Source organism: Actinoplanes nipponensis, assembly GCF_016862275.1.
GTDB lineage: Bacteria > Actinomycetota > Actinomycetes > Mycobacteriales > Micromonosporaceae > Actinoplanes > Actinoplanes nipponensis.
This window is the reverse complement of record NZ_BOMQ01000020.1, coordinates 45895-69287: the sequence shown is the minus strand read 5'-3', so window position 1 is coordinate 69287 and position 23393 is coordinate 45895. Positions and strand designations below refer to the sequence as shown.

Annotated in this window: 19 protein-coding genes; 9 read left to right on the top strand and 10 right to left on the bottom strand. The window is 73.4% G+C overall.

What is annotated here, in order from left to right; all coding sequences use genetic code 11:
• The first annotated feature begins 25 nt into the window (after positions 1-25).
• Positions 26-2044, top strand: coding sequence for a hypothetical protein (locus Ani05nite_RS08370; RefSeq protein WP_203766553.1), 2019 nt, complete (start codon positions 26-28; stop codon positions 2042-2044).
• A 15-nt stretch (positions 2045-2059) separates the two neighbouring features.
• Here the strand turns inward: Ani05nite_RS08370 and Ani05nite_RS08365 are convergent, their stop codons facing one another.
• The 3 genes from Ani05nite_RS08365 to Ani05nite_RS08355 form a co-directional block, all read right to left on the bottom strand.
• Positions 2060-3961 carry an acyl-CoA dehydrogenase family protein gene (locus tag Ani05nite_RS08365; RefSeq protein WP_203766551.1) on the bottom strand — a complete coding sequence of 634 codons (1902 nt, stop codon included), beginning with the start codon at positions 3959-3961 and terminating at the stop codon, positions 2060-2062.
• Positions 3962-4046: 85 nt separating this feature from the next.
• The gene (locus Ani05nite_RS08360; protein ID WP_203766550.1) at positions 4047-5576 is read right to left on the bottom strand and encodes an alpha/beta hydrolase; all 1530 of its coding nucleotides are present in this window, start codon (positions 5574-5576) and stop codon (positions 4047-4049) included.
• 103 nt (positions 5577-5679) lie between these two features.
• Positions 5680-8736, bottom strand: coding sequence for a M14 family metallopeptidase (locus Ani05nite_RS08355; RefSeq protein ID WP_203766549.1), 3057 nt, complete (start codon positions 8734-8736; stop codon positions 5680-5682).
• A gap of 151 nt (positions 8737-8887) precedes the next feature.
• On the opposite strand from Ani05nite_RS08355, the gene Ani05nite_RS08350 reads away from it, so the two are divergent.
• Complete coding sequence (locus tag Ani05nite_RS08350) at positions 8888-10015, top strand: PQQ-dependent sugar dehydrogenase (RefSeq protein WP_203766548.1); 1128 nt, start codon at positions 8888-8890, stop codon at positions 10013-10015.
• Here Ani05nite_RS08350 and Ani05nite_RS08345 read toward each other — a convergent pair whose 3' ends face one another.
• From Ani05nite_RS08345 to Ani05nite_RS08330, 4 genes are all read right to left on the bottom strand, one after another.
• A complete protein-coding gene (locus Ani05nite_RS08345; protein WP_239129479.1) occupies positions 10016-10270 on the bottom strand; it encodes a hypothetical protein in 255 nt (84 codons plus the stop codon).
• A gap of 114 nt (positions 10271-10384) precedes the next feature.
• A complete protein-coding gene (locus Ani05nite_RS08340) occupies positions 10385-10720 on the bottom strand; it encodes a hypothetical protein (protein WP_203766547.1) in 336 nt (111 codons plus the stop codon).
• A gap of 27 nt (positions 10721-10747) precedes the next feature.
• Positions 10748-12418 (bottom strand): sodium:solute symporter family protein, encoded by a 1671-nt coding sequence (locus Ani05nite_RS08335; RefSeq protein WP_203766546.1) that lies wholly within the window; start codon positions 12416-12418, stop codon positions 10748-10750.
• A 75-nt stretch (positions 12419-12493) separates the two neighbouring features.
• The gene (locus tag Ani05nite_RS08330; RefSeq protein WP_203766544.1) at positions 12494-13189 is read right to left on the bottom strand and encodes a TetR/AcrR family transcriptional regulator C-terminal domain-containing protein; all 696 of its coding nucleotides are present in this window, start codon (positions 13187-13189) and stop codon (positions 12494-12496) included.
• An 85-nt stretch (positions 13190-13274) separates the two neighbouring features.
• Here Ani05nite_RS08330 and Ani05nite_RS08325 point away from each other — a divergent pair, with 85 nt between their 5' ends.
• Together Ani05nite_RS08325 and Ani05nite_RS08320 are read left to right on the top strand one after the other, a co-directional pair.
• A complete protein-coding gene (locus Ani05nite_RS08325; RefSeq protein WP_203766542.1) occupies positions 13275-14495 on the top strand; it encodes an FAD-dependent monooxygenase in 1221 nt (406 codons plus the stop codon).
• Positions 14485-14880: a VOC family protein gene (locus Ani05nite_RS08320; RefSeq protein WP_203766540.1), complete on the top strand. Its 396-nt coding sequence runs from the start codon at positions 14485-14487 to the stop codon at positions 14878-14880. Before Ani05nite_RS08325 ends, Ani05nite_RS08320 begins: the two co-directional genes overlap by 11 nt.
• 9 nt (positions 14881-14889) lie before the next feature.
• On the opposite strand, the gene Ani05nite_RS08315 is transcribed toward Ani05nite_RS08320, so the two are convergent.
• A complete protein-coding gene (locus tag Ani05nite_RS08315) occupies positions 14890-15546 on the bottom strand; it encodes an HAD family hydrolase (RefSeq protein WP_203766538.1) in 657 nt (218 codons plus the stop codon).
• Positions 15547-15678: 132 nt separating this feature from the next.
• Here Ani05nite_RS08315 and Ani05nite_RS08310 point away from each other — a divergent pair, with 132 nt between their 5' ends.
• Complete coding sequence (locus Ani05nite_RS08310; RefSeq protein WP_203766536.1) at positions 15679-16761, top strand: glycosyltransferase family 2 protein; 1083 nt, start codon at positions 15679-15681, stop codon at positions 16759-16761.
• On the opposite strand, the gene fgd is transcribed toward Ani05nite_RS08310, so the two are convergent.
• Both fgd and Ani05nite_RS08300 read right to left on the bottom strand, forming a co-directional pair.
• Complete coding sequence (gene fgd, locus Ani05nite_RS08305) at positions 16758-17759, bottom strand: glucose-6-phosphate dehydrogenase (coenzyme-F420) (protein WP_203766534.1); 1002 nt, start codon at positions 17757-17759, stop codon at positions 16758-16760. The genes Ani05nite_RS08310 and fgd overlap by 4 nt on opposite strands.
• Positions 17760-17781: 22 nt before the next feature.
• Positions 17782-19635 (bottom strand): sigma-70 family RNA polymerase sigma factor, encoded by a 1854-nt coding sequence (locus tag Ani05nite_RS08300; protein ID WP_203766533.1) that lies wholly within the window; start codon positions 19633-19635, stop codon positions 17782-17784.
• Positions 19636-19865: 230 nt separating this feature from the next.
• On the opposite strand from Ani05nite_RS08300, the gene Ani05nite_RS08295 reads away from it, so the two are divergent.
• From Ani05nite_RS08295 to Ani05nite_RS08280, 4 genes are all read left to right on the top strand, one after another.
• The gene (locus Ani05nite_RS08295; RefSeq protein WP_203766532.1) at positions 19866-20282 is read left to right on the top strand and encodes an ATP-binding protein; all 417 of its coding nucleotides are present in this window, start codon (positions 19866-19868) and stop codon (positions 20280-20282) included.
• 121 nt (positions 20283-20403) lie between these two features.
• Positions 20404-21543, top strand: a complete 1140-nt coding sequence (locus Ani05nite_RS08290; RefSeq protein WP_239129478.1) for a PP2C family protein-serine/threonine phosphatase — start codon at positions 20404-20406, stop codon at positions 21541-21543.
• 63 nt (positions 21544-21606) lie between these two features.
• Positions 21607-22071 (top strand): MarR family winged helix-turn-helix transcriptional regulator, encoded by a 465-nt coding sequence (locus Ani05nite_RS08285; protein ID WP_203766531.1) that lies wholly within the window; start codon positions 21607-21609, stop codon positions 22069-22071.
• A 14-nt stretch (positions 22072-22085) separates the two neighbouring features.
• Positions 22086-22952 carry an LLM class flavin-dependent oxidoreductase gene (locus tag Ani05nite_RS08280; protein WP_203766530.1) on the top strand — a complete coding sequence of 289 codons (867 nt, stop codon included), beginning with the start codon at positions 22086-22088 and terminating at the stop codon, positions 22950-22952.
• Positions 22953-23393 lie beyond the last annotated feature (441 nt).

The following is a 23393-nucleotide window of genomic DNA, read 5'->3' as shown; positions in this document are numbered from 1 at the left end:
CCGTCGCGCAACCGATTGGACTGACGTGTCCCTGATCGTGCGTTCCGCCGCCGTGGCTCTGGCCGGTGCGGTGGCGTCGTTGGTTGGTTGGCTCGTGGTGGGCGGCTATGACGTCGACGCGGCCCGGCAGGAGCGGTTGTCCCAGCGGTCGCCGGTCATGGTCAGCGGCGCCGCGCCGGCCATCGCCCGTTACGGGGAGAGCGGTGATGTCCTCGACGGACGTCAGTTCTCCGTGGTCGGCCTGGTGCCGCTGGCCGGAGGCTCCCCGCCACCGGGGCTGTCCCGCTGGCCCGAGCCGGGTGAGGCGTGGTTGTCTCCGGCCCTGCTGGCCGCCGACCGGACGGGGGACCTGCGAAGCCGGTACGGCAGGTTCGCCGGCGCGATCGGGCCCGCCGGCCTGGCCGATCTCAACGAGTTCTTCGTCTACTACCGGCCGGTCGGCCCGCCGGTCGCCGCGGCGGAGAGTTGGCGTCCGGTCTCCGCCTGGGGCCGGTCCCACCCCTTCGCCTGGGTGAGCAGCGCCCGCAACCGCTCTCCGGAGGTGTTCGCCGGGTTCGTGGTGGGCCTGGCCGGTCCACCCGCCGTTCTCCTGGCCCGGGTCGCCGGGCGGACCCGGCGGCGTCGCCCCCGGGAACGAACGCCGGCGGGGCTCGCCCGCTGGTTGATCGAGACGCTGGTCGCCGCCGCCGTGGGAGCCGCGACGGCCGGTGCGCTCGCGAGGTGGGCTCTCGAGACCGGCGTCACGCTGCCGATCACCGGTTTCCGGCTCACGGCCGGCGATGTCGGCGGAGGGCTCGAGCGTTTCGTCGCGCTCGTCGCCGGCGCGGCTGTCGGTGTCGCCGTGGCCGCGTCGATACCGGACCTCACCGCTCACCGGCGTCCGGCCGGACGGACGCTCCGCGCCGGTGGCCCGTCGGCGGAGAGCGCCTGGCCGCGCCGCCTGGCCGCCGGCGCCGTCATCGTCGCGATCCTGGCCGCCACGGGCCTGCCGCTCGACGGCTGGGTGCTCGGTGGCGCTGGTCTCGTCCTCCTGGTGACGGCGCCGTTCGTGGCGCGCCGCGGCGCTGTCGCGTTCGGTCGGCGGCTCGGCGCATCCGCCGGAGGCCACGAGCACCGGGCGGCCGCCGCGCGCTGGCTACGCACCGGGTCCGCGCCGGTCGCCCGCTTCGCCGCCCTGCTCGGCCTGGTTCTCGTCGGCTCCACGGTCGTCCTGTGCACCGTCACGCGTACCGGCGCGGAAGAGGCCCGGGCCCTGCACCTGCGCGCCACCGTCGGCGCCCGGATCGTCCAGATCACCAGCGGTGAGCTGGCCGCCGGCCGAGCCCGGCTCGTCGAGCGGTTCGGCGCCGGGCGGGTGCTCGGGGTGACGACCCGGGACGGCGGGGTGGTGGTGACCGGCGCCTGCGCCGCGCTGGCCCAGCTCGGGTCCGGTGCCACCTGCCCGTCCGCGCCCACGCCGATCAACCGGATCACCATCCGGCCCAGCGAGTTCGGTCGCGCGCTCCTGACGCTGGGAATAGTCAGGGCCCGCTCCGCCGGAGCACCGGGGCCGGACGGCTTGCGGGCCCTGCTGGTCCTGAACCCCGACGGCGCGTCCGGCTACCGGGCGATCGCCCGATCCGCGTACGCGCTCGTGGCACTGCCGGAGGTCAGCCTGCCCGGCCAGGAATGGCTCGGCGCCGTCCGCGAGTCCCACGACGACGCCGGCTGGGTGCGCCTCCTGGCCATGATCGGCATCGTCATCGTCGTGGTGGCGGGTGCGCTCGACGCCGCCGTCAGCTGCACCCGGCACCGGCGTTCCTTCGACGCTGCCGCCGGGAGCCGCCGCGCCACACTCGCGGTCGCGGCCTGGGCGATGCTTCCGGCCCTGATGATCGCGTGCGGCATCGTCACCGCGGTGGCCTATGGCGCGGCGCTGGCGCTGCGCGGCCAGTACGGCTCGGGAGAGATCCCGGCGACGCTGCTCACCAGCGCGTTGCCGTTGACGATCGTCGCGGCGGCGGCGGGATCCCTCCTGTGCGCGGCCATGAGCCGTCCCGCCTGACGGCCCCGGCCCGGGTCAGTCCCCGCTCGGGAACGGGGGGATGCGGCGGCGCACGTCGTCCACCGTGGCCGGGCCCGGCTCCCAGGCGGACACCCAGGCGCCCTCGGCCGGCCGCGAGATGATGCCCTCCTCCAGGAAGGCGTAGCGGCCGGCCACCACCCGCCGGGACGCCTCGACGTCGATCGGGTCCGTGTTGTCCCAGAGCGCGGCGAACAGAGCCTCCGCCCGCAGCCGGGCCTGCCGGCAGAACAGGTCGGCCAGCTCCGTGCCTGCCGCCCGGTGCTCCCGCTCCGAGCGGGCGCGGACGCACACCGCGGACATGGCGAACAGTTCCGCGCCGATGTCGACGATGCGGCCGAGGAAGGCCTGCTTGTGTTCCAGCCCGCCCTGCCAGCGCGACATCGCGTAGAACGTCGACCGGGCGAGCTTGCGGGAGGCCCGCTCGACGTACCGCACGTGGTGGGCGAGTGGGCCGAACTCGGCGTACCCGGTCGGCGCCTGGCCGCGGCCAACGGCCAGGGTGGGCAGCCACTTCGCGTAGAAGGCCCCGGCCCGCGCCCCGGCGCGGGCCTTGCGGCCGATCCCGGCCTCCGGGTCGATGATGTCGCCGGCCACCGACAGGTGCGCGTCGACCGCCTCGCGGGCGATGAGCAGGTGCATGATCTCCGTGGAGCCCTCGAAGATGCGGTTGATCCGCAGGTCGCGCAGCACCTGTTCGGCCTCGACCGCGCGCTCGCCGCGGGCCGCCTGCGACGCGGCCGTCTCGTAGCCGCGGCCGCCGCGGATCTGGATCAGCTCGTCGGCGACCTGCCAGGCCATCTCGCTGCCGAACAGCTTGATCAGGGCGGCCTCGATGCGGATGTCGTTGCGGTCGTCGTCGGCCAGCACGCAGCACAGGTCCAGGGTGGATTCCATCGCGTACGTGGTGGCGGCGATGAAGGCCATCTTCTGGGCGACGGCCTCGTGCTGGGCCACCGGCCGGCCCCACTGCACCCGCGCGGCCGACCATTCCCGCGCGACGGCCAGCGACCACTTGGACGCGCCCACGCACATCGCCGGCAGCGACAGCCGGCCGGTGTTGAGCGTGGTCAGCGCGATCTTGAGGCCCTTGCCGAGCCCGCCGATGACGTTCTCCCCCGGCACGAACACGTCGTGGAACCGGGTCACGCTGTTCTCCAGCCCGCGCAGGCCGAGGAACTCGTTGCGCCGTTCCACCGTGATGCCGGGCGCGTCGCCTTCCACCACGAAGGCGGTGATGCCCTTGCCGGGCACCCGGGCCATCACGACCAGCAGGGTCGCCACGGTGCCGTTGGTGGCCCACAGCTTCACCCCGTTGAGCCGGTAGCCGCCCTCGACGGGCTCGGCGACGGTGCCCAGGCGGGCCGGGTCGGAGCCCACGTCCGGCTCGGTGAGCAGGAACGCCGACACCTCGCCGGCAGCCAGCCGGGGCAGGAACGCCTTCTTCTGTTCGGGAGTGCCGAAGGTCTTGAGCGGCTGCGGCACGCCGATCGACTGGTGGGCCGACAGCAGCGCGCCCACGGCCGGGCTGACCGAGCCGATGAGGGTCAGCGCCCGGCAGTAGTGCAGGTTGGACAGGCCGAGGCCGCCGTACTCCTTGTCGATCTTCATGCCGAACGCGCCGAGCCCGGCCAGGCCGCGGAAGACCTCGTCGGGGATGCGGGCCTCGCGCTCGATGAGCGCCCCGTCCACCTCGGCCCGCAGGTACGCCTCCAGCTTGGCCAGGAAGTCCTCGGCGTCGGGGCGGGGCTCGGGGCTCGGCCAGGGATCGATCAGGTCGAGCCGCAGTCGCCCGAGGAACAGCTCCTTGCCGAAGCTCGGTTTGCGCCACTCGGCCTGGCGAGCTTCCTCGGCTACCTGTCGCGCCTGCTTCTCCGAGACGTCGGCCGGCTTGGTCACGGTCTTCCCCCTTGGCCTGAGAGGACGGCTGGCACCGCCCGCACGGCCGCGGGCAGGCCCGTAGTGGCCACGCTACTCACCGGTGTTACCGCTGGGTAGCCCCCGGACCATGTCGATCACCGCGGCGGACCCCCACGCCGGGACCGATGCTGCCCACCCCGGCCGCCTTCGGTTCCACCCCGGGGCACCCGGCGCCGGCCGCGGGCGGACGGACGGTCAGCATGTAGCGGTCCACCGCCCCGCTCACGCAGTCGCTGCGGCCGTAGACGATGTGGCCCCAGCCCTCGTAGGTCAGCAGGGACGCCGCCGGCCCCAGCTGGGCGGCCACGTGGCGGGCCCAGACGTGCGGCGTGGCCGGGTCGTGCCGCGCGTTGACCAGCAGCACCGGACCGGTCCGGGCCCGGGACAGCGCCCGCTGCGGGTTGTCCACGCGGCCCGGCCGGCCCAGGCAGCCGTACGCGGAGGTGATCGCGAGCGGGGAGAACGGCATCTGCGGCGCCGTGGCGGCGATCCGGTCGAGCCGGGCGCGCAGGTCGGCGTACCCGGCGACGGGCATCGACCAGTCGTCGCAGAAGGCGGCGTGGAAGCCGTGCTCGCTCACGTCGACCGGGGCGGCGCGGGGCCGCCGGGCGCCGGGGCCGGCCGCCGCGTCCCGGATGAAGATGCCCAGCGCGTGCCACTGCGGGTCGTACATGGAGCCGAAGGCCACCGCCACCAGCTCGTACAGGCTCAGGTGAGAGGTGGGGTCGTTCGGGTCCCGCAGCGTCCCGGCCCTCGCGGCGGCGAGCAGGCCGGCCCAGAGTTCGCGCACGTCCCGGCCGTGCACGGCGCACTCGGTGCTGCGCGCGCACCAGGCCACGAACTCGTCGAAGGAGTCCTGCGCGGTGAGCGCCTCGCCGCCGAGGAAGCCGTCGGTGTCGACGGTGTGGTCCATGACGCTGTCGAGCACCATCGCCCGGATCCGCCGCGGGTAGCGCTCGGCGTACTGCTGGCCGAGCAGGGTGCCGTACGACGCGCCGTAGAAGCTGATCGTCTCCTCGCCCAGCGCCGCCCGCAGCGCCTCCACGTCGCGCACCACGCTGAGCGTGTCCACGTGCCCGTACAGCGGCCCGGTGCGCCTGGCGCAGTCCGCGTCGAGCCGGCGGTTGTAGGCGACGAACGTGTCGTACGCCCGCGCGCTGTCGATGGCCGGCGGCGGGGCGGCGGTCAGCACCGTGGTGGTGCAGACGATGGGGTGGCTCCGTGAGACCCCGCGCGGGTCGAAACCCACGATGTCGAAGCGTCGGCGCAGCTCCGGGGTGAAGAACCCGGCGCTCTCGAGGGTGAAGTCGACACCCGAGCCACCGGGACCGCCGGGATTCACCACCAGGGTGCCGATCCGGTGGCGCGGGTCGGCGGCCGGGCGGCGGGCCAGCGCTACGGCCACGGACGGCCCGTACGGCCGGGCCCAGTCGACGGGCACGGTCAGCGTGGCGCACTGGGCGGTGGCGTCCTCCGCGCAGGCCCGCCACTGCGGCGCGCCCCCGCGTACCGCGTACGCGGGGGTCGCGACGGAGGTCACCGCGGCCAGGACAGTCAGGAACGCGGCCAGGATCGGCCGTGTCTGTGCTCGCACCGGTTGTCTCTCCGCCCTGCCCGGCAGGCGCGCCGCGCGCCTCCTGTCTAGAGCAAGCGCGCGGCGCGGTCTGCGGTTCTGGCGGTTTCCCTCCGAAAGAGGCTTACCTCTTCAGGTGACGCAGGGCCCGGCGGACCAGGTCGACCCGCTCCGCCGTGGGCAGCCCCTCCAGGCCGAAGCCCAGGTAGACGCTGTCCGCGGTGGTGACCCCGGCGCCGGAGTCGAAGGCGAGCTGGCTGCGCGCCCAGTCGGAGCTGTTCTTGCCCGAGCCCGGGGGCGGCCCGGCGACGGTCCAGCCGCCGAGGTCGCTCTCGAACGAGGTCTGCTGCGCCACCGCGCCGTTGACCTCGACCCGGACGTCGTCCAGGAAGACGCCCAGGCCCTGGGTGCCCCAGTCCGACATGTAGGAGATCGAGACCTCGACCTGCTTGCCCGCGTAGGCGCTCAGGTCGGCGTCGAACTGCTTCCAGCCGGCGCTGTTGCCGGTGGCCGCGTTCCAGGTGCCGGTGGTGCCGGTCGAGGTGCAGCCCTCGCCCTGGTAGTGCAGCAGGAACGGGTGGATCGTCTCGATGTCGGACTGGCAGCTGTCACCGGTGTCGGTGGTGGTCAGCCCGCCGGCGTCCGGCAGCGTGGTCCAGTCGTCGGTGCCCACCACGTGCGCCTCGACGAACATGAAGTCCCAGCCGGCCTCGGTGTCGAACGACGTCTGGAACTTCAGGCGCGCGGCCGTCGCGGCCGTCAGGTCGACGGTCTTCGTGAGCCGCTTGTACGAGACGTCCGCCTGCCCGCTCCACAGGTACCAGGCGCCGTCGTACGGGTCGTACGGCGCGGCGCCGGGCTGCTGCCAGTCGAGCGGGGCCGCGCTGGCGAACTGCGGGAACTGGGCCTTGGGCAGGAAGCTCGAGGTGGCCAGGAACGCCGCGGTGTGGTCGCCGGCCGGGTGGCCGGTGAAGCCCTTGAAGGCTCCGGAGGTGCCGACCACCGGGTACGGCGTGCCCTCCGGGCTGGTGCCCCCGTCGTCGACGTACGAGTACGCGCCGAGCCAGTACTGCTCGAAGTCGTTGCCCAGCGGCAGGCAGGTCGGGTCGTCCGCCGCGAGGCACTCCGCCGGGCCCTCCGGCTGGTACACGTACGCGCCGTTCGCGCCCTGGGCGAAGCCGGCGTACTTGCCGCTGAGCAGCAGCTTGCCGCCCTCGTTCAGGTAGTCGCGGACGGCCAGCTCGGTCTCCAGGGCGGAGCGGGCCACCGTGCCGCCCGGCTGGCCGCCGGCCCGCGGGATGATGTCGTCGCCGGTCTCCCAGAGCACGGCCTTGTAGTGCGAGAGCACGCCGAGCGGGTGCGGCGCCTTGCGGCCGCGGGCGTCGATGTCGTAGACGTCGGCCGAGCGGCCGGCGCTCTTGAGGGCCGCCACGTGCGCGGCGGCGTACCGGGCGCTGGTCGCGCCGTCGGTGTTGGCCGGCGAGACGCCGGTGACGTCCTCGGCGGCGAGCACCAGCACGTCACCGCCGATCTTGTCGGCGACGGTGTAGGTGAACGGGGCCGACTTGATGGTCTTGCGGCCGTTGCGGGCGGTGAACCAGACCTGCACCTTGTCCTTGGCGCGGGCCCGGGTGACCGTGCCGCGGCGCTCGGCGAAGTACTTGTCGACGCCGTCGCCGTAGCGCTCGCCGCCGCGCCACTCCCGGGTCCGGTCGGTGCGCTCGCGCCCGCCGTTGATCCGGTAGTGCAGGGTGACGTCGCGCAGGCTGCGACGGGCGGTCACGGCGACCTGCTGGCGCGAGCCGTACGAGGTGTCGAACGCGTCCACGGTCAGGTCGGCGGTGCTGCGCCCGACCGTCGACACCGGGCGGTCCGGCTGCTTGGCCGACTGGGCGACCGAGAGCGCGAACGGCAGGTTCTTCAGGAACTCGTCCTGGATCAGCTTCTCGTCGTCCGGGAAGTTGAAGCCGCTCTCGCAGTCCTCCGCCTTCCACTGGTCGTCCGGGTACAGGTTGGAGATGGTCTCGCAGGTGCTCATCTCCGGGGTGAACCCGAGCGCGCCGTAGCGGACCTGGGCGTGGAAGTCGGTGTCGCCGTTGGTGGTGTAGAGCTCGGCCGAGATGTCCGGGTCGTAGCCGGGCACGGCGGGGTGCGCGTCGTCGCCGGCCAGGGCGATCTGGATCTGGTCGTCCGGGCTGGGCGTGCTCACCTGCCAGCCGATGCCGTAGAGCAGCAGCTCGGCGGCCGAGTGGTAGTTGACCAGGAACTCGAAGCCGACCCGCCGGAACAGCGCGTCCAGCGCCTTGGTCTCGGGCTCGGAGTTCGGGCCCGTGCCGCGGTAGGTCTCGCTGGCCGGGTCGGGCGACGAGCCCTCGTTGTCGTAGCCCCACTTCTCCGCGAAGTTGCGGTTGAGGTCGACGCCGTCGCCCGGGGTGATCTCCCCGTCGCCGTTGTTGTCGCGCAGGTTCTTGCGCCACAGCCGGTGGCCCTCGGTGAAGGTGAAGTCGTAGCCGTCCGGGTTGGCCACCGGCAGGAACCACAGCTCGGTGGTGTTGACCAGCTTGGTCAGCGCCGGGTCGGTGCCGTAGCCGTCGATGACGTGGTGCATCAGGCGGCGGGTCATCTCGGGGGTGATCCACTCACGGGCGTGCTGGGCGCCGAGGTAGATCGCCGCGGGGCGGCGCCCGTCCGGCACGTAGCGCGCGTCGCGGGTGACCTTGACGGCCTGGATCGGCACGCCGCGCAGGCTCTTGCCGACCGTGACGAGCTTGGCGATGCGCGGGTTCGCGGCCACCGTCTGGGCCAGCTCCTCGCGGAGACCGCCCGGGGCGTTGTACTGCCGGAACACCGTGGGACCGGCCACGGCCTGCTTGCGCATGGCCTTGGTGGCGCGCTTCTCGGTCAACGGGACACCGGCCTTGACGAGGGCTTCCGCCTGACGCCGGCCGAGGATGGGCTGAACGGTGACCTTGCCGTCGGCGGCGGCGGTCACGGCGCTCTCGTCGTGGTCGATGCCGACCGCACGAAGGCGTTCGAGCTGTGCTGCGTCGAGGGTGCCGACGTACACCGCGAGGTCGTCCCCGGGTGGTACGGCGGCCGCAGGCGCGATCCCGGACAGGGCCGCGGCAGCCACTGTCAGAAGAGATAACGCGCAGGCGGTAGCCCGGCGGGCTGAGGTCATGTGGGAGCCTCCATGGGTGGGAAGGTCGTGAGTGGACCCTCCCGGCCATCGCCGCAGGCTGTCAAGCATGTACCTGCATGGATCGGTGAATACTTGATAACGGTCGCACCCGTTCAGCTTTCTCCCAGAAAGCCGAGGCACGGTGGGTGCCATGTCAACCGCCGATCGGTCCGGAGTGCGCTGGAAAGCAGCTGTTACCGCAGCGAGCGCGGTCCTGCTGGCCGCCTGTTCCAGCGCGGAGCCGGCCGCCGCTCCCGAACCCCCAGCCGCCTCCGCGCCGTCCACCGCGCCCGTTCCGGCCGCCCCGTCGACCGGCGGCGGCACGCCCGATCTGAGCGCCCCGGAAACCGTCGCGACCGGTCTCGACGTGCCGTGGGGCCTGGCCTTCCTGCCCGACGGCAGCGCCCTGGTCGCCGAGCGGGACAGCGGCGACGTGCTGCGGGTACGTACCGGCGGGGGCGCGCCGCAGCGGGTCTTCACGGTGCCGGGCGTCTCGGCCGGCGGCGAGGGCGGCCTGCTCGGTCTCGCGGTCGCGCCCGACTACGCCGAGACGAAGTGGGTGTACGCGTACCACACCGCCCGCGACGACAACCGGATCGTCCGGTTCAAGCTCGGCGGCGGGACCCCGGAAGTGATCTTCGACGGGATCGACCGGGCCGGCATCCACAACGGCGGCCGGATCGCGTTCGGCCCGGACCGGATGCTCTACGTGGGCACCGGCGACGCGGGCGACGGCAGCGCGGCGCAGGACGCCGGCGACAGCAACGGCAAGATCCTGCGGCTGACCCCGCAGGGCGACCCCGCGCCGGGCAACCCGACCGCCGGCTCGCCGGTCTGGAGCCTGGGGCACCGCAACGTGCAGGGCCTCGCCTGGGCGGCGGACGGCACGATGTACGGCATCGAGTTCGGTCAGAACCGCTTCGACGAGGTCAACCGGATCGAGGCCGGCCGGAACTACGGCTGGCCCGAGGTCGAGGGCAAGGGCGGCCGCGCCGGGTACGCCGACCCGATGGTCACGTGGCGCACCGAGGACGCCTCGCCGTCCGGGGCGGCGATCGCCGGCGGCACCCTGTACGTCGCCGCGCTGCGCGGGGAACGGCTGTGGACCGTGCCGCTCGGCGGTGGTGAGCCGAGGGCCGAGCTGTCCGAGCGGTACGGGCGGCTACGAACGGTAGCCGTCGCGCCGGACGGCGCGCTCTGGCTCACCACCTCGAACACGGACGGCCGGGGGGACGTCCGGGACGGCGACGACCGGATCCTGCGCTTCCCGGCCCGCTGACTACGTACGGTTGTTGGGCGGCAGCAGCGGCAGGCTGGAGATGACCGCGGCGTACTGCGCGATCTGCCGGCCGTTGGGCACCACTCCGACAGTGCGGAGCTCATCCTGGATGGCCTGGGCAACCGCATCCTCGGACTGACCGCGATGCGTCTGCATGACCTTGTTGACGGCGTAGTCAACGCGAAGCTGCATCTGCCAGCCGGCGGGCCGCTGTCCGGCTCCGCCAGCGAAGCTAACTGAGGCGAGGGGTTCCATGACCTGAGTATCGGAAGCACCCCCACCCGATCGGAAGGTTCGGGGTGGGGGTGCAACCGTGTTGCACCCGGGTCGCACCGGCTTCTCCATCAAACGGGCGGCCCCGGTTGCCGTTCAGGTCCCGGCGGCCTTCCGGGGGCCCGCGTCGGCCTCCGGATCCGCTTCCGTGGCGGGCACCTCGGTGGGGCTCAACCGGAGCCAGAGCAGGAAGAACCCGCCCAGCGCCAGCATCGCCAGGCCCATCCAGAGGTTGATCCGCACGCCCTGCGCCTTGTCGATGTCGGCGCTGTCGTCGAACAACCCGAGCAGCGTGACGATCAGCCCGTAGACCACGAACAGACCGCCGATCACCCGGCGGACGTCGAACAACCGGGCGGCCGCGGACACCTTCTCCTGATCCGCGCCCTCGGCCGGCTGCTCGTCGCCGGGACGGTCGGACTCCTGCGACATGACGACTCCTCTCGCGGCTCGCGCCGGTTACCAGACGGGGATGTAGAGCAGGAAGGCCAGCGCGACGGCGATCCCGCCGAGCAGCACGGGGTTGCGCCACCAGACCTTGTCGCCCGCCAGGATCACCTCGCCGGAGGTGGTGGGCCCGCCCAGGCCGTAGACCAGGCCGCGCAGCTCGTCGTCCGGCTTGGACTCGGTGATCAGGGTCACCGCCACGGCGACCACGACGGCCGTGACGAAGGCCAGCCCGGCGCCCCAGAAGCTCTCCTCCAGGTCGGAGTTGAACGTGACGGCGTCGGCCAGGTAGAGCAGGTACAGCGTGAGCGACGACGCGGTGCCCAGCAGCAGCGACCAGAAGCCGGCCCAGGCGGTCATCCGCTTCCAGAACATGCCGACGATGAAGGTGGCGAACAGCGGGGCGTTGAAGAGCGAGAACAGCGCCTGGATGTAGTTCATGATGTTGCTGAAGCCGGCCGCGATGAACGCGGTGCCGATGCCGATGATGATGCCGCCGACCGTGGCGACCCGGCCGATCCGCAGGTAGTACTCGTCGGAGCGGTCCCGGCGGATGTAGGTCTGCCAGATGTCGTACGTGAAGACGGTGTTGAAGCCGCTGACGTTGGCCGCCATGCCCGCCATGAACGAGGCGATCAGGCCGGTGACCGCGACGCCGAGCACGCCGTTGGGCAGCAGGTCGCGCATGAGCAGCGGGATGGCGTTGTTGTAGACGTAGTCGCCCTCGTCGGCGCCGAGCCCCTTGACCGTGACGATGGCGATCAGGCCGGGGATGACCGTGACCGCCGGGATGAGCAGCTTCGGGAAGGCGCCGATGATCGGGGTACGCCGGGCGGCGCTCATGTTCTTGGCCGACAGGGCCCGCTGCACCTCGGCGAAGTTCGTGGTCCAGTAGCCGAACGAGAGCACGAAGCCCAGGCCGAAGACGATGCCGATCCAGTTGGCGCCCAGCGGGTTGGCCGAGCTGGCCGTGCCCTGCCAGGTGTGCAGGGCGGCGTCGCCGAGGTCGCTGTCGCGCACCGCGGCGAACAGGCCGTCGATGCCGCCGACCTTGACCAGGCCGACGATGGTGATCGGGATCAGCCCGGCCAGGATCACGAAGAACTGGAGCACCTCGTTGTAGATGGCCGACGACAACCCGCCGATGCCGATGTAGGTCAGCACGATCGCCGCGCCGATCACGATCGACACCCAGAGCGGCCAGCCCAGCAGCGCGTCCAGCACCAGGGCGAGGGCGTACAGGTTGACGCCGGCGATCAGCACCTGGGCGGTGGCGAAGCTGAGCGCGTTGAACAGGTGGGTCGGCCGGTTGAACCGCAACCGCAGGAACTCCGGGACGCTGCGGACCTTGGAGCCGTAGTAGAAGGGCATCATCACGATGCCGAGGAAGACCATCGCCGGCACGGCGCCGATCCAGTAGTAGTGCAGCGTCATCAGGCCGTACTGGGCGCCGTTGGCGGCCATGCCGATGATCTCCAGGGCGCCCAGGTTGGCCGAGACGAACGCCAGGCCGGTGACCCAGGCGGGCATCGATCGGCCCGAGAGGAAGAAGTCGGCGCTGGTGCGGATGGCTCTGCGGGCGGCGAAGCCGACGCCCAGGACGGTCGCGAAATAGATCGCGAGGATCAGGTAGTCGATTACGTCGAGATCGAGCCGTAGCGCCTCAGCCGCCAGCGTCTCCACGGGCACCTCCCTGTGCGGTCGGAGGCTGCGTTACCCGTCGTGAGGATCATTCACACCTGTCCGGCCGATCGACGATCATCTTTCTCCGGAGCCGGCCCGGCGGTCGACCAGGGCCTGCAACCCGTCGAGGATGCGCTCCACCCCGAAGGCGAACGCGTCGTCCTGCCCGCCCTGTTCGGCCGTGGCCCGCATCGCCGCGGTCAGGTGCGGGAAGCGGTCGCCGTGCAGCGTCATGACCTCGGCCATCGCCGTGGCCATGCCGTGCTCGTCGAGCTGGGCGGCGGCCTGCTGGGCCAGCATCCGGGCGTGCCCGGCGAGCACCGCGACGGCGTCCAGGCGCTCGGCCCCGGTGAGCCCCGATCCGGTGCCCAGGGCGGCGAGGGCGCTCTCCATCCAGCCCAGCTCGCGCGGGCCGAGCGGGCGCCGCCCGACCGTGGCGTCGACCGACCACGGGTGCCGCAGGTAGGCCGCGTGGAGCAGCTGCGACCAGGCGGTGAGCGCCGCGCGCCAGGAGGCCGCCCGCAGCACCGGCGGCTCGCCGATGGCCCGCTCGATCATCAGCGCCACCAGCTCCGCCTTGCCGGGCAGGTAGCGGTACAGCGACATCTTGGTCTTGCCCAGCTCGGCGGCGACCCGCTGCATCGAGACCGCGGCCAGGCCCTCGGCGTCGGCGACGGCGATCGCGGCGTTCGCGATGCTCTCCAGGCTCAGCGCCGGCTTCGGCCCGCGCGTGGGCTGGGCCCGCGCGCCCCACAGGAATTCCACCGACATCGGACGACCCTCTTGCGCTTCGACGACAACTGTCTCTACCGTACACAGAAATAACTGATTCCTACGGACACAGTTTGGAGCCGCCATGACCGGCAGCGTTCTCATCTCCGGCGCGAGCATCGCCGGGCCCGCCCTGGCCTACTGGCTGGGCCGGCACGGCTTCCGGCCCACCGTCGTCGAGATCGCCCCGGCGCTGCGCACCGGCGGCAACGCGGTGGACTTCCGCGGCCCCGTGCACCTGGGCCTGCTGCGGAGAATGGGCGTGCTGGACGAGCTGCGGGCGGTGCAGACCGGCGGCACCGCGATGCGGTTCGTGGACGCGGACGGCCGGCGGACCATGGAGATGCCCTCCGACTTCGCCGGCGGCGACGTCGAGATCCTGCGCGGCGACCTGTCCCGGATCCTCTGCGCGGCCGGCCGGGAGACCGAGTACGTCTTCGGCGACAGCATCGCCGGGCTGGCCGAGACCCCGGCCGGCGTCGACGTCACCTTCGCCTCCGGCACGCAGCGCACCTTCGACCTGGTGATCGGCGCGGACGGGGTGCACTCCAACGTGCGCCGGCTCGCCTTCGGCCCGGAACGGCGGTACGTCCGGCACCTCGGCTACTACGTGGCCGGCTGGCCCATGCCCAACCACCTCGGGCTGGGCCGCGACACGCTGAACTACAACACCCCCGGGCGGCTCGCCTCGATCGGCGGCGACCACCGGGACCCGGCCCGGGCCGGCGCCTTCGTCGCCTTCGCGGCGGACGAGCTCAGCTACGACCGGCACGACACCGGCGCGCAGAAACGCCTGCTGCACGAGCGCTTCGCCGACCTGGGGTGGGAGGTGCCGCGCATGCTGGCCGCCCTGGACCAGGCGGACGACCTGTACTTCGACCAGATCTGCCGGGTGGACATCGAGCCCTGGTGGCGGGGGCGCGTCGCGCTGGTCGGCGACGCGGCGTGCGGCGCCACCATCGGCGGGATGGGCAACGGTACGGCGCTGATCGCGGCGTACACGCTGGCGGGCGAGCTGGCGGCGGCCGGCGGGGACCACACCGTGGCCTTCCGCCGCTACCAGGAGCGGATCAGGCCCTTCGCCCGGCGTGCGCAGAACGGCGGTTCCGGGGCGGGCCGGTTCCTGGCCCCCCGGACGGCGCACGGCCTGGCCATCCGTAACTGGCTGCACAATCAGGGGTGGTTCATGACAATGACGTACCGGGTCGTCGGCCAACGCAGCGCCGGCATCGACCTGCCGCACTACGAGGGCGACCGGCAGCCGGAGGTGCGGCCGACCGACGGGAGATCACGACGTGGCCAGTAAGTTCACCGAGCTCGCGATCGATTGTGCCGATCCGCGCGCGCTCGCCCGGTTCTGGTGCGCGGTCCTGGACTACGAGGTGCGGAGCGAGGACCCCGACGACGGGAGCGTCACCATCGGGCCCCCGCCCGGGCCGGAGGGCCGGGCGGGCACCGGGCCGGTGCCGCCGGTGCTGACCTTCGCGCCCGTGCCCGAGGGCAAGGCCGGCAAGAACCGCCTGCACATCGACGTCAACGCCACCGACCGCGAGCAGGACGAGGAGGTCCGGCGGCTGCTCGGGCTGGGCGCCCGGCCCGCCGACGTGGGCCAGGGGCCGGACGTGAGCTGGGTCGTGCTCGCCGACCCGGAGGGCAACGAGTTCTGCGTCCTGGCGGGCCGCCGGCCCTGACCGGCCCGCTCAGCCCAGCTTCTCGACCGCCTCCACCGTCAGCTCGTCCAGTCCGGTGACGACCAGGTCGGCCAGGGCCAGGGCGTCGGCCGCCGGCGGGTAGACGCCGTGCGGCACGGCGATGACCCGGAGCCCGGCGGCGGCCGCCGAGCGCAGGCCGTTGCTGGAGTCCTCGACCGCCGCGCAGGCCTCCGGGGCCAGGCCGAGGCGCTCGACCGCGGCCAGGTAGACGTCCGGCGCCGGCTTGCCCCGGGGCACCTCCTCGGTCGACAGCGTCACCCGGAACGTGCCGGCCAGGCCCGCCGTCCGCAGCACCTGGTCGATGAGCACCCGCGCCGAGGAACTGGCCAGGGCGACCGGGAAGCGTTCGGCGATGCGCCGCACCGCCGCCACCGAGCCCGGGATCAGCGGCAGGTCCGTGCGGTAGCGCTCGGCCATCCGGGCCAGCACGTCGGCGGCGACCTGCTCGGGGGTACGGGGCACACCCACCTCGGCGCTCAGGTGGGTGGACCACTCGCCGGTGCTCATGCCCATCATCCTGCTCTGGGTGTCCGGGAGGAACTCGCGGCCGTGCTCGGCGACGTAGCCCCGGCGTACCTGCTCCCAGACCTCCTCGGTGTCGATGATGACGCCGTCGAGGTCGAAGACGACCGCCCGCAGCTCCACTGGTTCCTCCTCCGCGGGCCCCGGACGGCGCCCCGCCCCGAACCCTAGCGCCGGCGGCACGACCGGTTGACGCACCGTAGTCGATTGGTAAGTTGTTGCCCGGTCCCCCCTTTGACCCCAGGAGCCACCGCCATGCCTCCCGTGCCGCGACAGCAGGCGCGCCACGAATCGTGGGCGTCCCCCACCGTGACCGTCGTCATCCCCGCCCTCAACGAGGAACACAACCTGCCGCTGATCCTGGAGAACCTGCCGCCCGTGGACGAGGTCGTCGTGGTCGACGGCCGGTCCCGCGACGACACCGTGGCCGTGGCCCGCGAGGTACGCCCCGACGTGGTCGTCGTCCGGCAGACCCGCTCCGGCAAGGGCAACGCGCTGGTCTGCGGTTTCGCCGCCAGCACGGGCGACATCGTGGTCACGCTCAACGCCGACGGCTCGGCCGACCCGCAGGAGATCCCGCGCTTCGTCGACGCCCTGCTCTCCGGGGCCGAGGCGGCGCACGGCTCGCGCTTCCGCCCCGGCGGCGACCACCGCGACGCCGGAGCGCTGGAGCGGTTCGGTCACGGCGTGCTGTGCCGCCTCGTCAACGTCTTCTTCGGCACCCGCTTCTCCGACCTCAGCTGCGGCTACAACGCCTACTGGCGGCAGTTGCTGCCCGCGCTGGAGCTGCCCGCGCCGGATGCCCGGGGCCCCCGCCGCGGCCGGCTGGCCTGGGGCGAGGGCGCGGAGATCGACAACGTGACGACGCTGCGGATGGCCACCCAGGGACTGCGCGTGGTCGAGGTGGCCACGATCGGCTACCCCCGCATCCACGGCGAGGACGACCGCCGCCGGCGGGTGCTGCCGGCAGTGGTGCGCGCGCTGCGCACGGCCTGGAGCGAGTACGCCCGGCGGTGGCGGATCGGTCACCGGCCGGCCGCGCGGCGTTACCCGCCCGCCGATCAGTGGCGGCGCGACGTGCTCCCCCGCTACGACGCTCCCCCGCCCCGCCCCGCCGGAGCCGGCGACGAGGCGACGGGACGGCACGCCGCCCGGCACTCGGTGCCGCCGCCCGCCCGCGACCGCGATCCCCGCGACGGCCGGCGCCTCGAACGGCGGCGCGGCCACCAGCCCGGCCGCCCCGACCTCACCGTGATCCGGGGCGAGGGCCGGGACGACCGCTGGGACGGCCCGGCCCACCTGCGGGCGGTGCCGGGCGAGAAGTTCCGCGGCCGCTAGCTAGCGCGGTCGCGCAGCCGGGGCAGGATCTGCTCGCCGTACACGCGCAGGAACCGGTCCTGGTCGGGGCCGGGCGCGTGGAAGACCAGGTGCTGGAAGCCCATGTCGAGGTACTCGGCGACCTTCGCCGCGTGCTCGTCCGGATCCGAGGAGACGATCCAGCGGGTGACCGTACGGTCCACCGTCAGCGCGTCCGCGCGCCGCTGCATCTCGATCGGGTCCTCCACGCCGGTCTTCTCCTCCGGCGACAGCGCCAGCGCGCCCCAGTAGTGGGTGTCGTTGCGCGCCTGCTCCAGGTCGGGGTCGAAGGAGACCTTGACCTCGATCATCAGGTCCAGGTCGGCCGGCGCGCGGTTCGCCTTCTCCGCGCCCTCGCGGACCGCCGGCAGCAGCGTGTCGGTGTAGAGCTCGTGGCCCTTGCCGCTGGTGGTGATGAACCCGTCGGCGATGCGCCCGGCCAGCCGCGTCGCCGCCGGGCCGGAGGCGCCGATGTAGATCGGCACCGGCTGCTCGGGCTTGTCGTAGATGGTGGCCAGCTCGGTGCGGTAGAAAGTGCCCTCGAAGGTCACCCGGTCCTCCGTCCAGAGCTGCCGGATCAGGGTCACCGCCTCCTTGAGGCGGGCGAAGCGCTCCTTGCCGTCCGGCCACTGCAGGCCGAGCGGGACCTCGTTGAGCGACTCCCCCGAGCCCACCCCGAGGATGACCCGGCCGGGCGCCAGGCAGCCCAGGGTGGCGAACGCCTGGGCCACCACGGCCGGGTGGTAGCGGAACGTCGGGGTCAGCACGCTGGTGCCGAGCAGGACCCGCTCGGTGCTCGCGGCGAGCGCGCCGAGCCAGGGCAGCGCGGCGGGGGCGTGCCCGCCGTCGTGCCGCCACGGCTGGAGGTGGTCGCTGACGAACACCGAGTCGAACCCCTGCTGCTCGGCCTGGATGCCGTAGCGCAGCAACTCGCGCGGGGCGAACTGCTCCGCCGATGCCTTGTAGCCGAACCGAATCATGATCCGACCCTATCCCGCGGCGTTACCCCGCGGCCCGGTACGCCTTGCCCGCCTCGGTCGGCGAGGAGGCATCCCGGTAGAGGCCGAAATCGACGCTGTCGCCGACGGCCGGCAGCCCGAACCAGGCGTACCGCTCGACGAAGGCCCGCTTCTCCAGGCCCGCCGTGGTGCCCCTGATGAACGCCGCCTCCTGCGCGCCGGTGGGGTACTTCGGGGAGCCGGTGAAGTTCATCAGGCCGTACTCGGTGACCCAGACCGGCAGGCCGTAGCGTGCGTGCACGGCGTCGACGTAACCGAGGAACTGCCCGACCGCGGCGGGGCCGAAGTCCGAGCCGTACCAGTGCAGGGTGATGAAGTCGACGCGCAGGCCCTGCTGCTTCGCGCCCTTCATGAACCGGTCCAGCCAGCCGCCCGCGGTGTCGCCGCCGTAGGCCACCGCCGGGCTGCCCAGGCGCAGGCCGGTGGCCTGCAGCCGCGGCCAGGCGGCGAGCGCGTCCGCGACGCTCATGTTCGCCTGCCCGCCCATGTCGGGCTCGTTGAAGCCGAGCAGCACGTCGCCCTCGCGCTTGGCGGTGGCCAGGGTCGCGTCGGTGACGTTGGCCTTGCCCCAGATCATCGGGACGAACTCGACGTCCGCCGGCCCCGGCATGGAGTTGTTGTCGGGCGACCAGTTGTAGTACCAACCGGCGCCGACGTCGTCGAGCGCCCCCTTGATCCCGTCGAACTGCCAGGTGCCGACTCCCTTCTTCGCCGAGGTGGCGGTGGCCGGCACGGGGGCGGCCGGCGCCTTGGTCCTCCTCTTCGAGGGCGACGGCGAGGGCGGGGGCGGGACCGAGGTGGCCCGGGGCGTGGGCGAGCCGGGCGGGGAGAGCCGGGGCGTGGGCGCGGCGGTGGAGACCACGGCCGCGTTGGCCACCGGCTTGTCGGCGTTGGTGTAGACGACCACGGCTGCGCCGCCGCCGGCCACCGTGCCGGTCGCGAGCATGGCGGTCGCGACCCGCCGCCCGATGCCCACCCCGCCCTTCAACGCGATCTTGGCCGCCAGCGTCTTGCCCGAGACGGCGTGCGCGGCGTGCGAGCCGGCCTGGGCGCCGGAGAAGGCGGACAGGGCGCCGCCGCTCAGCGCGTGCGGCAGCGGCACGAGGGCCATGCCGGCCAGCAGCCGCTCCGCCGCCACCAGCCCCGACCAGGCCGGGGAGCACTGCCGGCAGTCCCGGGTGTGGCGGGCGATCCGCTTGCGCCACAACGCGCCCGGCCGGCCGTCCCATTCGGCGGTGACCAGCGCCAGGTCGGGGCACCGCGGGCCGGCGGCCAGCGCCCGCACGACCACCCGGGCCGTCTCGAGCTGGCCCTTCATCCGCTGGATGCGGACCGCGGCGTGCTGGCGGGTCACCTCGGTGGCGGCGACGATCTCGTCGCGGGTCAGCTCGCCGGAGGCCTCCAGCCACCACAGCGAGAGCAGCTCCCGGTTTTCCTCGTCCAGCCAGCGGGTCGCCTCGGCGGTCTCCCGGCGCTGCCCGGCCAGCTCCAGCCGGGTGATCGCCAGGTCGGTGAAGTCGGCGCCCGGGTCGCGCACGTCGTCGGGCAGCAGCGTGTCGGGGGCGGCGCGGCGGACCCGGTAGCGCTCCCGGACCTGGCGCACGGTGATGGCCACCAGCCAGGACCGGAACGCCTCGGGCTCCCGCAGGTCGCCGAGGTTGCGCAGGACCCGCAGCATGGTGTCCTGCACGACGTCGTCGACGTCGGCGTGCCCGTCCAGGGCCCGCCCGACGATCGTGTAGACCAGCGGCAGGTACCCGGCGACCAGGCGGTCGACCGCGGCCGGGTCGCCGGCGCGGGCGGCGACCACCGTCGCGGTGTCCGGTTGAAACGCCATCAGAGTCCTGACCTCTTCCCGTGGGCCTCGATCATTGCGCGCGGTCGTGATTTCGCCGACCACGGGAAGGGAGACCAGCCGAACGGCCTGCGATAACAAGAACTTCGGGCGGCCGGTTCCGGTCCGGGCCGCCGCGCAATCGCCCGTCCGGGGGTTAGTACGGCCGCCGGGCGGGAACATCACCCGCACAGGGCCGGACAGGAACCGGACCGCCACGGGGGAGGAGCCGCATGCGTATCTCGGTCCGGCTGAACCTGCCCCGCGAGGTCGACAGCGTTCCTGCGGTGCGCCGCCTGCTGCGGTGTGCCCTGTCGGCGTTCCAGGTCGACCGCCAGGACGGCGACGATCTGGAGCTCGCCCTGACCGAGGCCTGCGCCAACGTGGTCAAGCACGCCACCGGCGCCGACGGCATCGAGGTGAGTCTCGACGTGGCCGAGGACCGCTGCGCGATCGACGTCGCCGACAACGGCGCCGGCTTCGACGCGAGCGCGGTCGACGACCCGGAGCCGAACAGCGAACGCGGCCGCGGCCTGTTCCTGATCAGGGCGCTGAGCGACAACGTCCGGATGCAGTCGACGCCGCGCCGCGGCAGCCTGATCCACTTCGAGAAGACCTTCGCGCTGGCCGGCGGCACGGCCTCGCGCTGAGCGACCGACCCGCTGCCCGTACCGCCGTTGCCGGCCCATTCCGGCATGCCCCTATCATCCTTGCCGTACAGCAAATATTGCTGTCCGTCACCGCCTCGTGCCCGCGGAAGGAGAGGTCATCGTGCCCCACCGGTCGACACCCGTGGCGGCGCTGCTGCGTGCGACGTCCCCCGATCGACTTCCCGAGGTGGTCGCCGACCACCTGCGCCGGCACCATGCGGCCGGCCCGGTCGAGGTGCTGCTCGGCGACATGACCCTGAGCGGCCTCTGGCCGGTGCTGGCGCCGCAGGACCCGCCCGGCAACGCCCACGCCGTGCGCTGCTTCGGCAGCCAGCGCCCGCTGACCCACCTCACGGCGGACGGCAACCGCTGCTACCTGCCGCTGACCGTCTGGGGCGAGCGCCTGGGCGTGCTGGTCGTGGAGACCGCCCAGCCCTCCGGCGCCGGGCTGATCGACGGCCTGTCGACTGTCGCGGACGAGCTGGCGCTCGCCCTGCGCGCCGCCCACCTGGCCACCGACCGCTACCGCCGGGTGATCCGCCGGGAGCGTCTGACCATGGCCGCGGAGCTGCAGTGGGAGCTGCTGCCCGGTCGCTCGCTGGGCGACGACCGCTTCCTGGTCGCCGGCCAGCTCGAGCCGGCGTACGCCGTCTACGGCGACCACTTCGACTGGACGCTGGCCGACGACCGGCTCACCCTCACAGTCCTCAACGGCGGCGGCGACGGCCTGGAGGCGGCGGTGCTCACGGCGGTGGCGGTCAACGCGATGCGCAACGCCCGCCGCTCCGGCGCCGACATCGTGGAGCAGGCCGAGCTGGCCGGCGACGCGATCCACTCCCGGTACGGCGGCGCCACCCACGCCGCCACCCTGCTGCTCGACATCGACCTGGTCGACGGCCACGTGGAGGCGGTGGACGCCGGCTCGCCGCGCGCGGTCATCGCCCGGGACCGGGAGTTCCACCCGGTCACCCTGGAACAGCAGCTGCCGCTGGGCATGTTCGGCGAGACCCGCTACGAGATCCAGCGGTTCCGGCTGGAACCGGCGGACCGGCTCCTCGTGGTCAGCGACGGGGTGCACGCCGCCACTCCCGGCGGCCGGCCCCCGTACGGCGAGGCCGCGCTGCTGACCGCCCTGCGCCGGACGCGCTTGCAGCCCGCCACCGAGGCGGTCGGTACGGTGATGCGCGGCCTGCGGGACTACCACGAGGGCGCGGAGCCGGACGACGACGCGGTGACCGTCTGCCTCGACTGGCGGCGATGAGCGACGTGGTCCAGTCTTGAGGAGCCGATGACCGGGTACGCATTCAGCACACAGAGGACCGGCATGGAGCCCGTGACGGACGTGGCCGCGGCCGTGGAGTCGACCGTGGAGTCGCTGCTGGGCGTGCTGGACAGCGCCCGGCTGTCCCACTCGCCGGCCGTGCCGCCGGCGCAGCTGCGCGTGCTCACCATCGTCGCGCGCGGCGAACACACGAACATGAGCCGCCTGGCCGAGGCGCTGGCCGTGGTGCCGTCCTCGGCCAGCCGGCTGTGCGACCGGCTGGAGGCCACCGGGCTGCTGCGCCGGGTGCCGGATCCGCGCGACCGGCGGGAGGTCCGGCTGCTGCTCACCGCGTCCGCCCAGCGCCTGCTGGACGAGCTGCGGGACCGCCGCCGGTCGGCGCTGGCCGAGGTGCTCGAACGGATGAGCCCGGCCCGCCGGCAGGAGCTGGTCCGCGCGCTGACGGCGTTCGACACCGCGGCCGCCGCGGCGGAGCCGGGCGACCGGGACAGCCTGCGCTCGGCGTGAGGTAGCGTCTCGCCGTGCGCATCGGCATCGTGATCCTGCCCGACGAACGCTGGTCCGTGGCGGGCCGCCGCTGGCGGCTGGCCGAGGAGTACGGCTTCGACCATGCCTGGACCTACGACCACCTGGGGTGGCGTGACCTGGTCGACGGGCCCTGGTTCGACGCGGTGCCCACGCTGACGGCGGCCGCGATGGTCACCCGCCGGATCCGCCTCGGCACCTTCGTGGCGTCGCCCAACTTCCGCCACCCGGTGCCCTTCGCCCGCGCGGTGACCACGCTGGACGACATCTCCCAGGGCCGGCTCCTGCTGGGCGTGGGCGCGGGCGGCACCGGCTTCGACGCGTCCGTGCTGGGCGCGGCCGAGCTGACCCCGCGGGCCCGGGTGGACCGCTTCGCCGAGTTCCTCGCGCTGCTCACCGAGCTGCTCGAGAACGACAAGGCCGACTTCGCGGGTACGTACTACACCGCCGTGGACGCCCGCAGCACGCCCGGCCCGGTGCAGCGCCCGCACCCGCCGCTGGTGGTCGCCGCGAACGGTCCCCGGGCGCTGCGGCTCGCGGCCCGCTACGGCGACGGCTGGGTGACCACCGGCGCGCAGGCCGTGGACGACGAGCAGGGCTGGTGGCGTTCGGTGGCTGAGGTCAGCGCCCGCTTCACGGAGGCGGCGGACGGCCGCGCCGTGGACCGCTACCTGAATCTCGACTCCTCCCCGGTCTTCTCGCTGAGCAGCCCGGAGGCGTTCGCGGACGCCGTCGGGCGGGCCACGGAGTTGGGCTTCACCGACGTGCTGACGCACTGGCCGCGCCGGTCGAGCTGGTACGCCGGCGACGAGAAGGTGCTGGAAACGGTCGCACCGATGCTGCCGCGACTGCGCACTTCCTGAGCCGCCGGGCCGCGCTCGCCGCAATGTTTGCGGGGGCCGCCATTCCGGCGCCGGCCCCCTATGCCGATGGGCGGGCCGATATCGGCCCGCCGCCGGCTCCGACCGTGACCGCCCGCGTACGCATTGCCACCGGCCGCGATCTTCTAGGTGTTTTCCTTTGCCGGCCGCCGGCCCGCCCGGCGGGGCGCCGCATTACCCCCGGGGACGCCGGCGGGCCGTTTCCGGCCGGGCGATGTGCGCGGTGGCGGGCCGCCCGGCGGGCAATCATCCGGCCGGTCCGGGCGCCGGCCCCGGTGGCCGATTCCGGCGCCCGGGTCCGCCATTCCCACCGCCGCGAGCGGCGCCGGCCGGGGCGCACCACGCTGGCCGGCCCGGGTCCGTCCGAGCATTGACCACGGCCTTTGCCGCTGGGCAAGGGTCGCGGGGGCGCACCGCGGCCCG

What these genes read in the sequence shown, in the direction of transcription:
- Ani05nite_RS08355 (WP_203766549.1), bottom strand. Translation starts at nt 8,736, where the DNA reads ATGACCTCAGCCCGCCGGGCTACCGCCTGCGCGTTATCTCTTCTGACA.
- Ani05nite_RS08350 (WP_203766548.1), top strand. Translation starts at nt 8,888, where the DNA reads ATGTCAACCGCCGATCGGTCCGGAGTGCGCTGGAAAGCAGCTGTTACC.
- Ani05nite_RS08345 (WP_239129479.1), bottom strand. Translation starts at nt 10,270, where the DNA reads ATGGAACCCCTCGCCTCAGTTAGCTTCGCTGGCGGAGCCGGACAGCGG.
- Ani05nite_RS08340 (WP_203766547.1), bottom strand. Translation starts at nt 10,720, where the DNA reads ATGTCGCAGGAGTCCGACCGTCCCGGCGACGAGCAGCCGGCCGAGGGC.
- Ani05nite_RS08330 (WP_203766544.1), bottom strand. Translation starts at nt 13,189, where the DNA reads ATGTCGGTGGAATTCCTGTGGGGCGCGCGGGCCCAGCCCACGCGCGGG.
- Ani05nite_RS08325 (WP_203766542.1), top strand. Translation starts at nt 13,275, where the DNA reads ATGACCGGCAGCGTTCTCATCTCCGGCGCGAGCATCGCCGGGCCCGCC.
- Ani05nite_RS08310 (WP_203766536.1), top strand. Translation starts at nt 15,679, where the DNA reads ATGCCTCCCGTGCCGCGACAGCAGGCGCGCCACGAATCGTGGGCGTCC.
- fgd (WP_203766534.1), bottom strand. Translation starts at nt 17,759, where the DNA reads ATGATTCGGTTCGGCTACAAGGCATCGGCGGAGCAGTTCGCCCCGCGC.
- Ani05nite_RS08300 (WP_203766533.1), bottom strand. Translation starts at nt 19,635, where the DNA reads ATGGCGTTTCAACCGGACACCGCGACGGTGGTCGCCGCCCGCGCCGGC.
- Ani05nite_RS08295 (WP_203766532.1), top strand. Translation starts at nt 19,866, where the DNA reads ATGCGTATCTCGGTCCGGCTGAACCTGCCCCGCGAGGTCGACAGCGTT.
- Ani05nite_RS08285 (WP_203766531.1), top strand. Translation starts at nt 21,607, where the DNA reads ATGGAGCCCGTGACGGACGTGGCCGCGGCCGTGGAGTCGACCGTGGAG.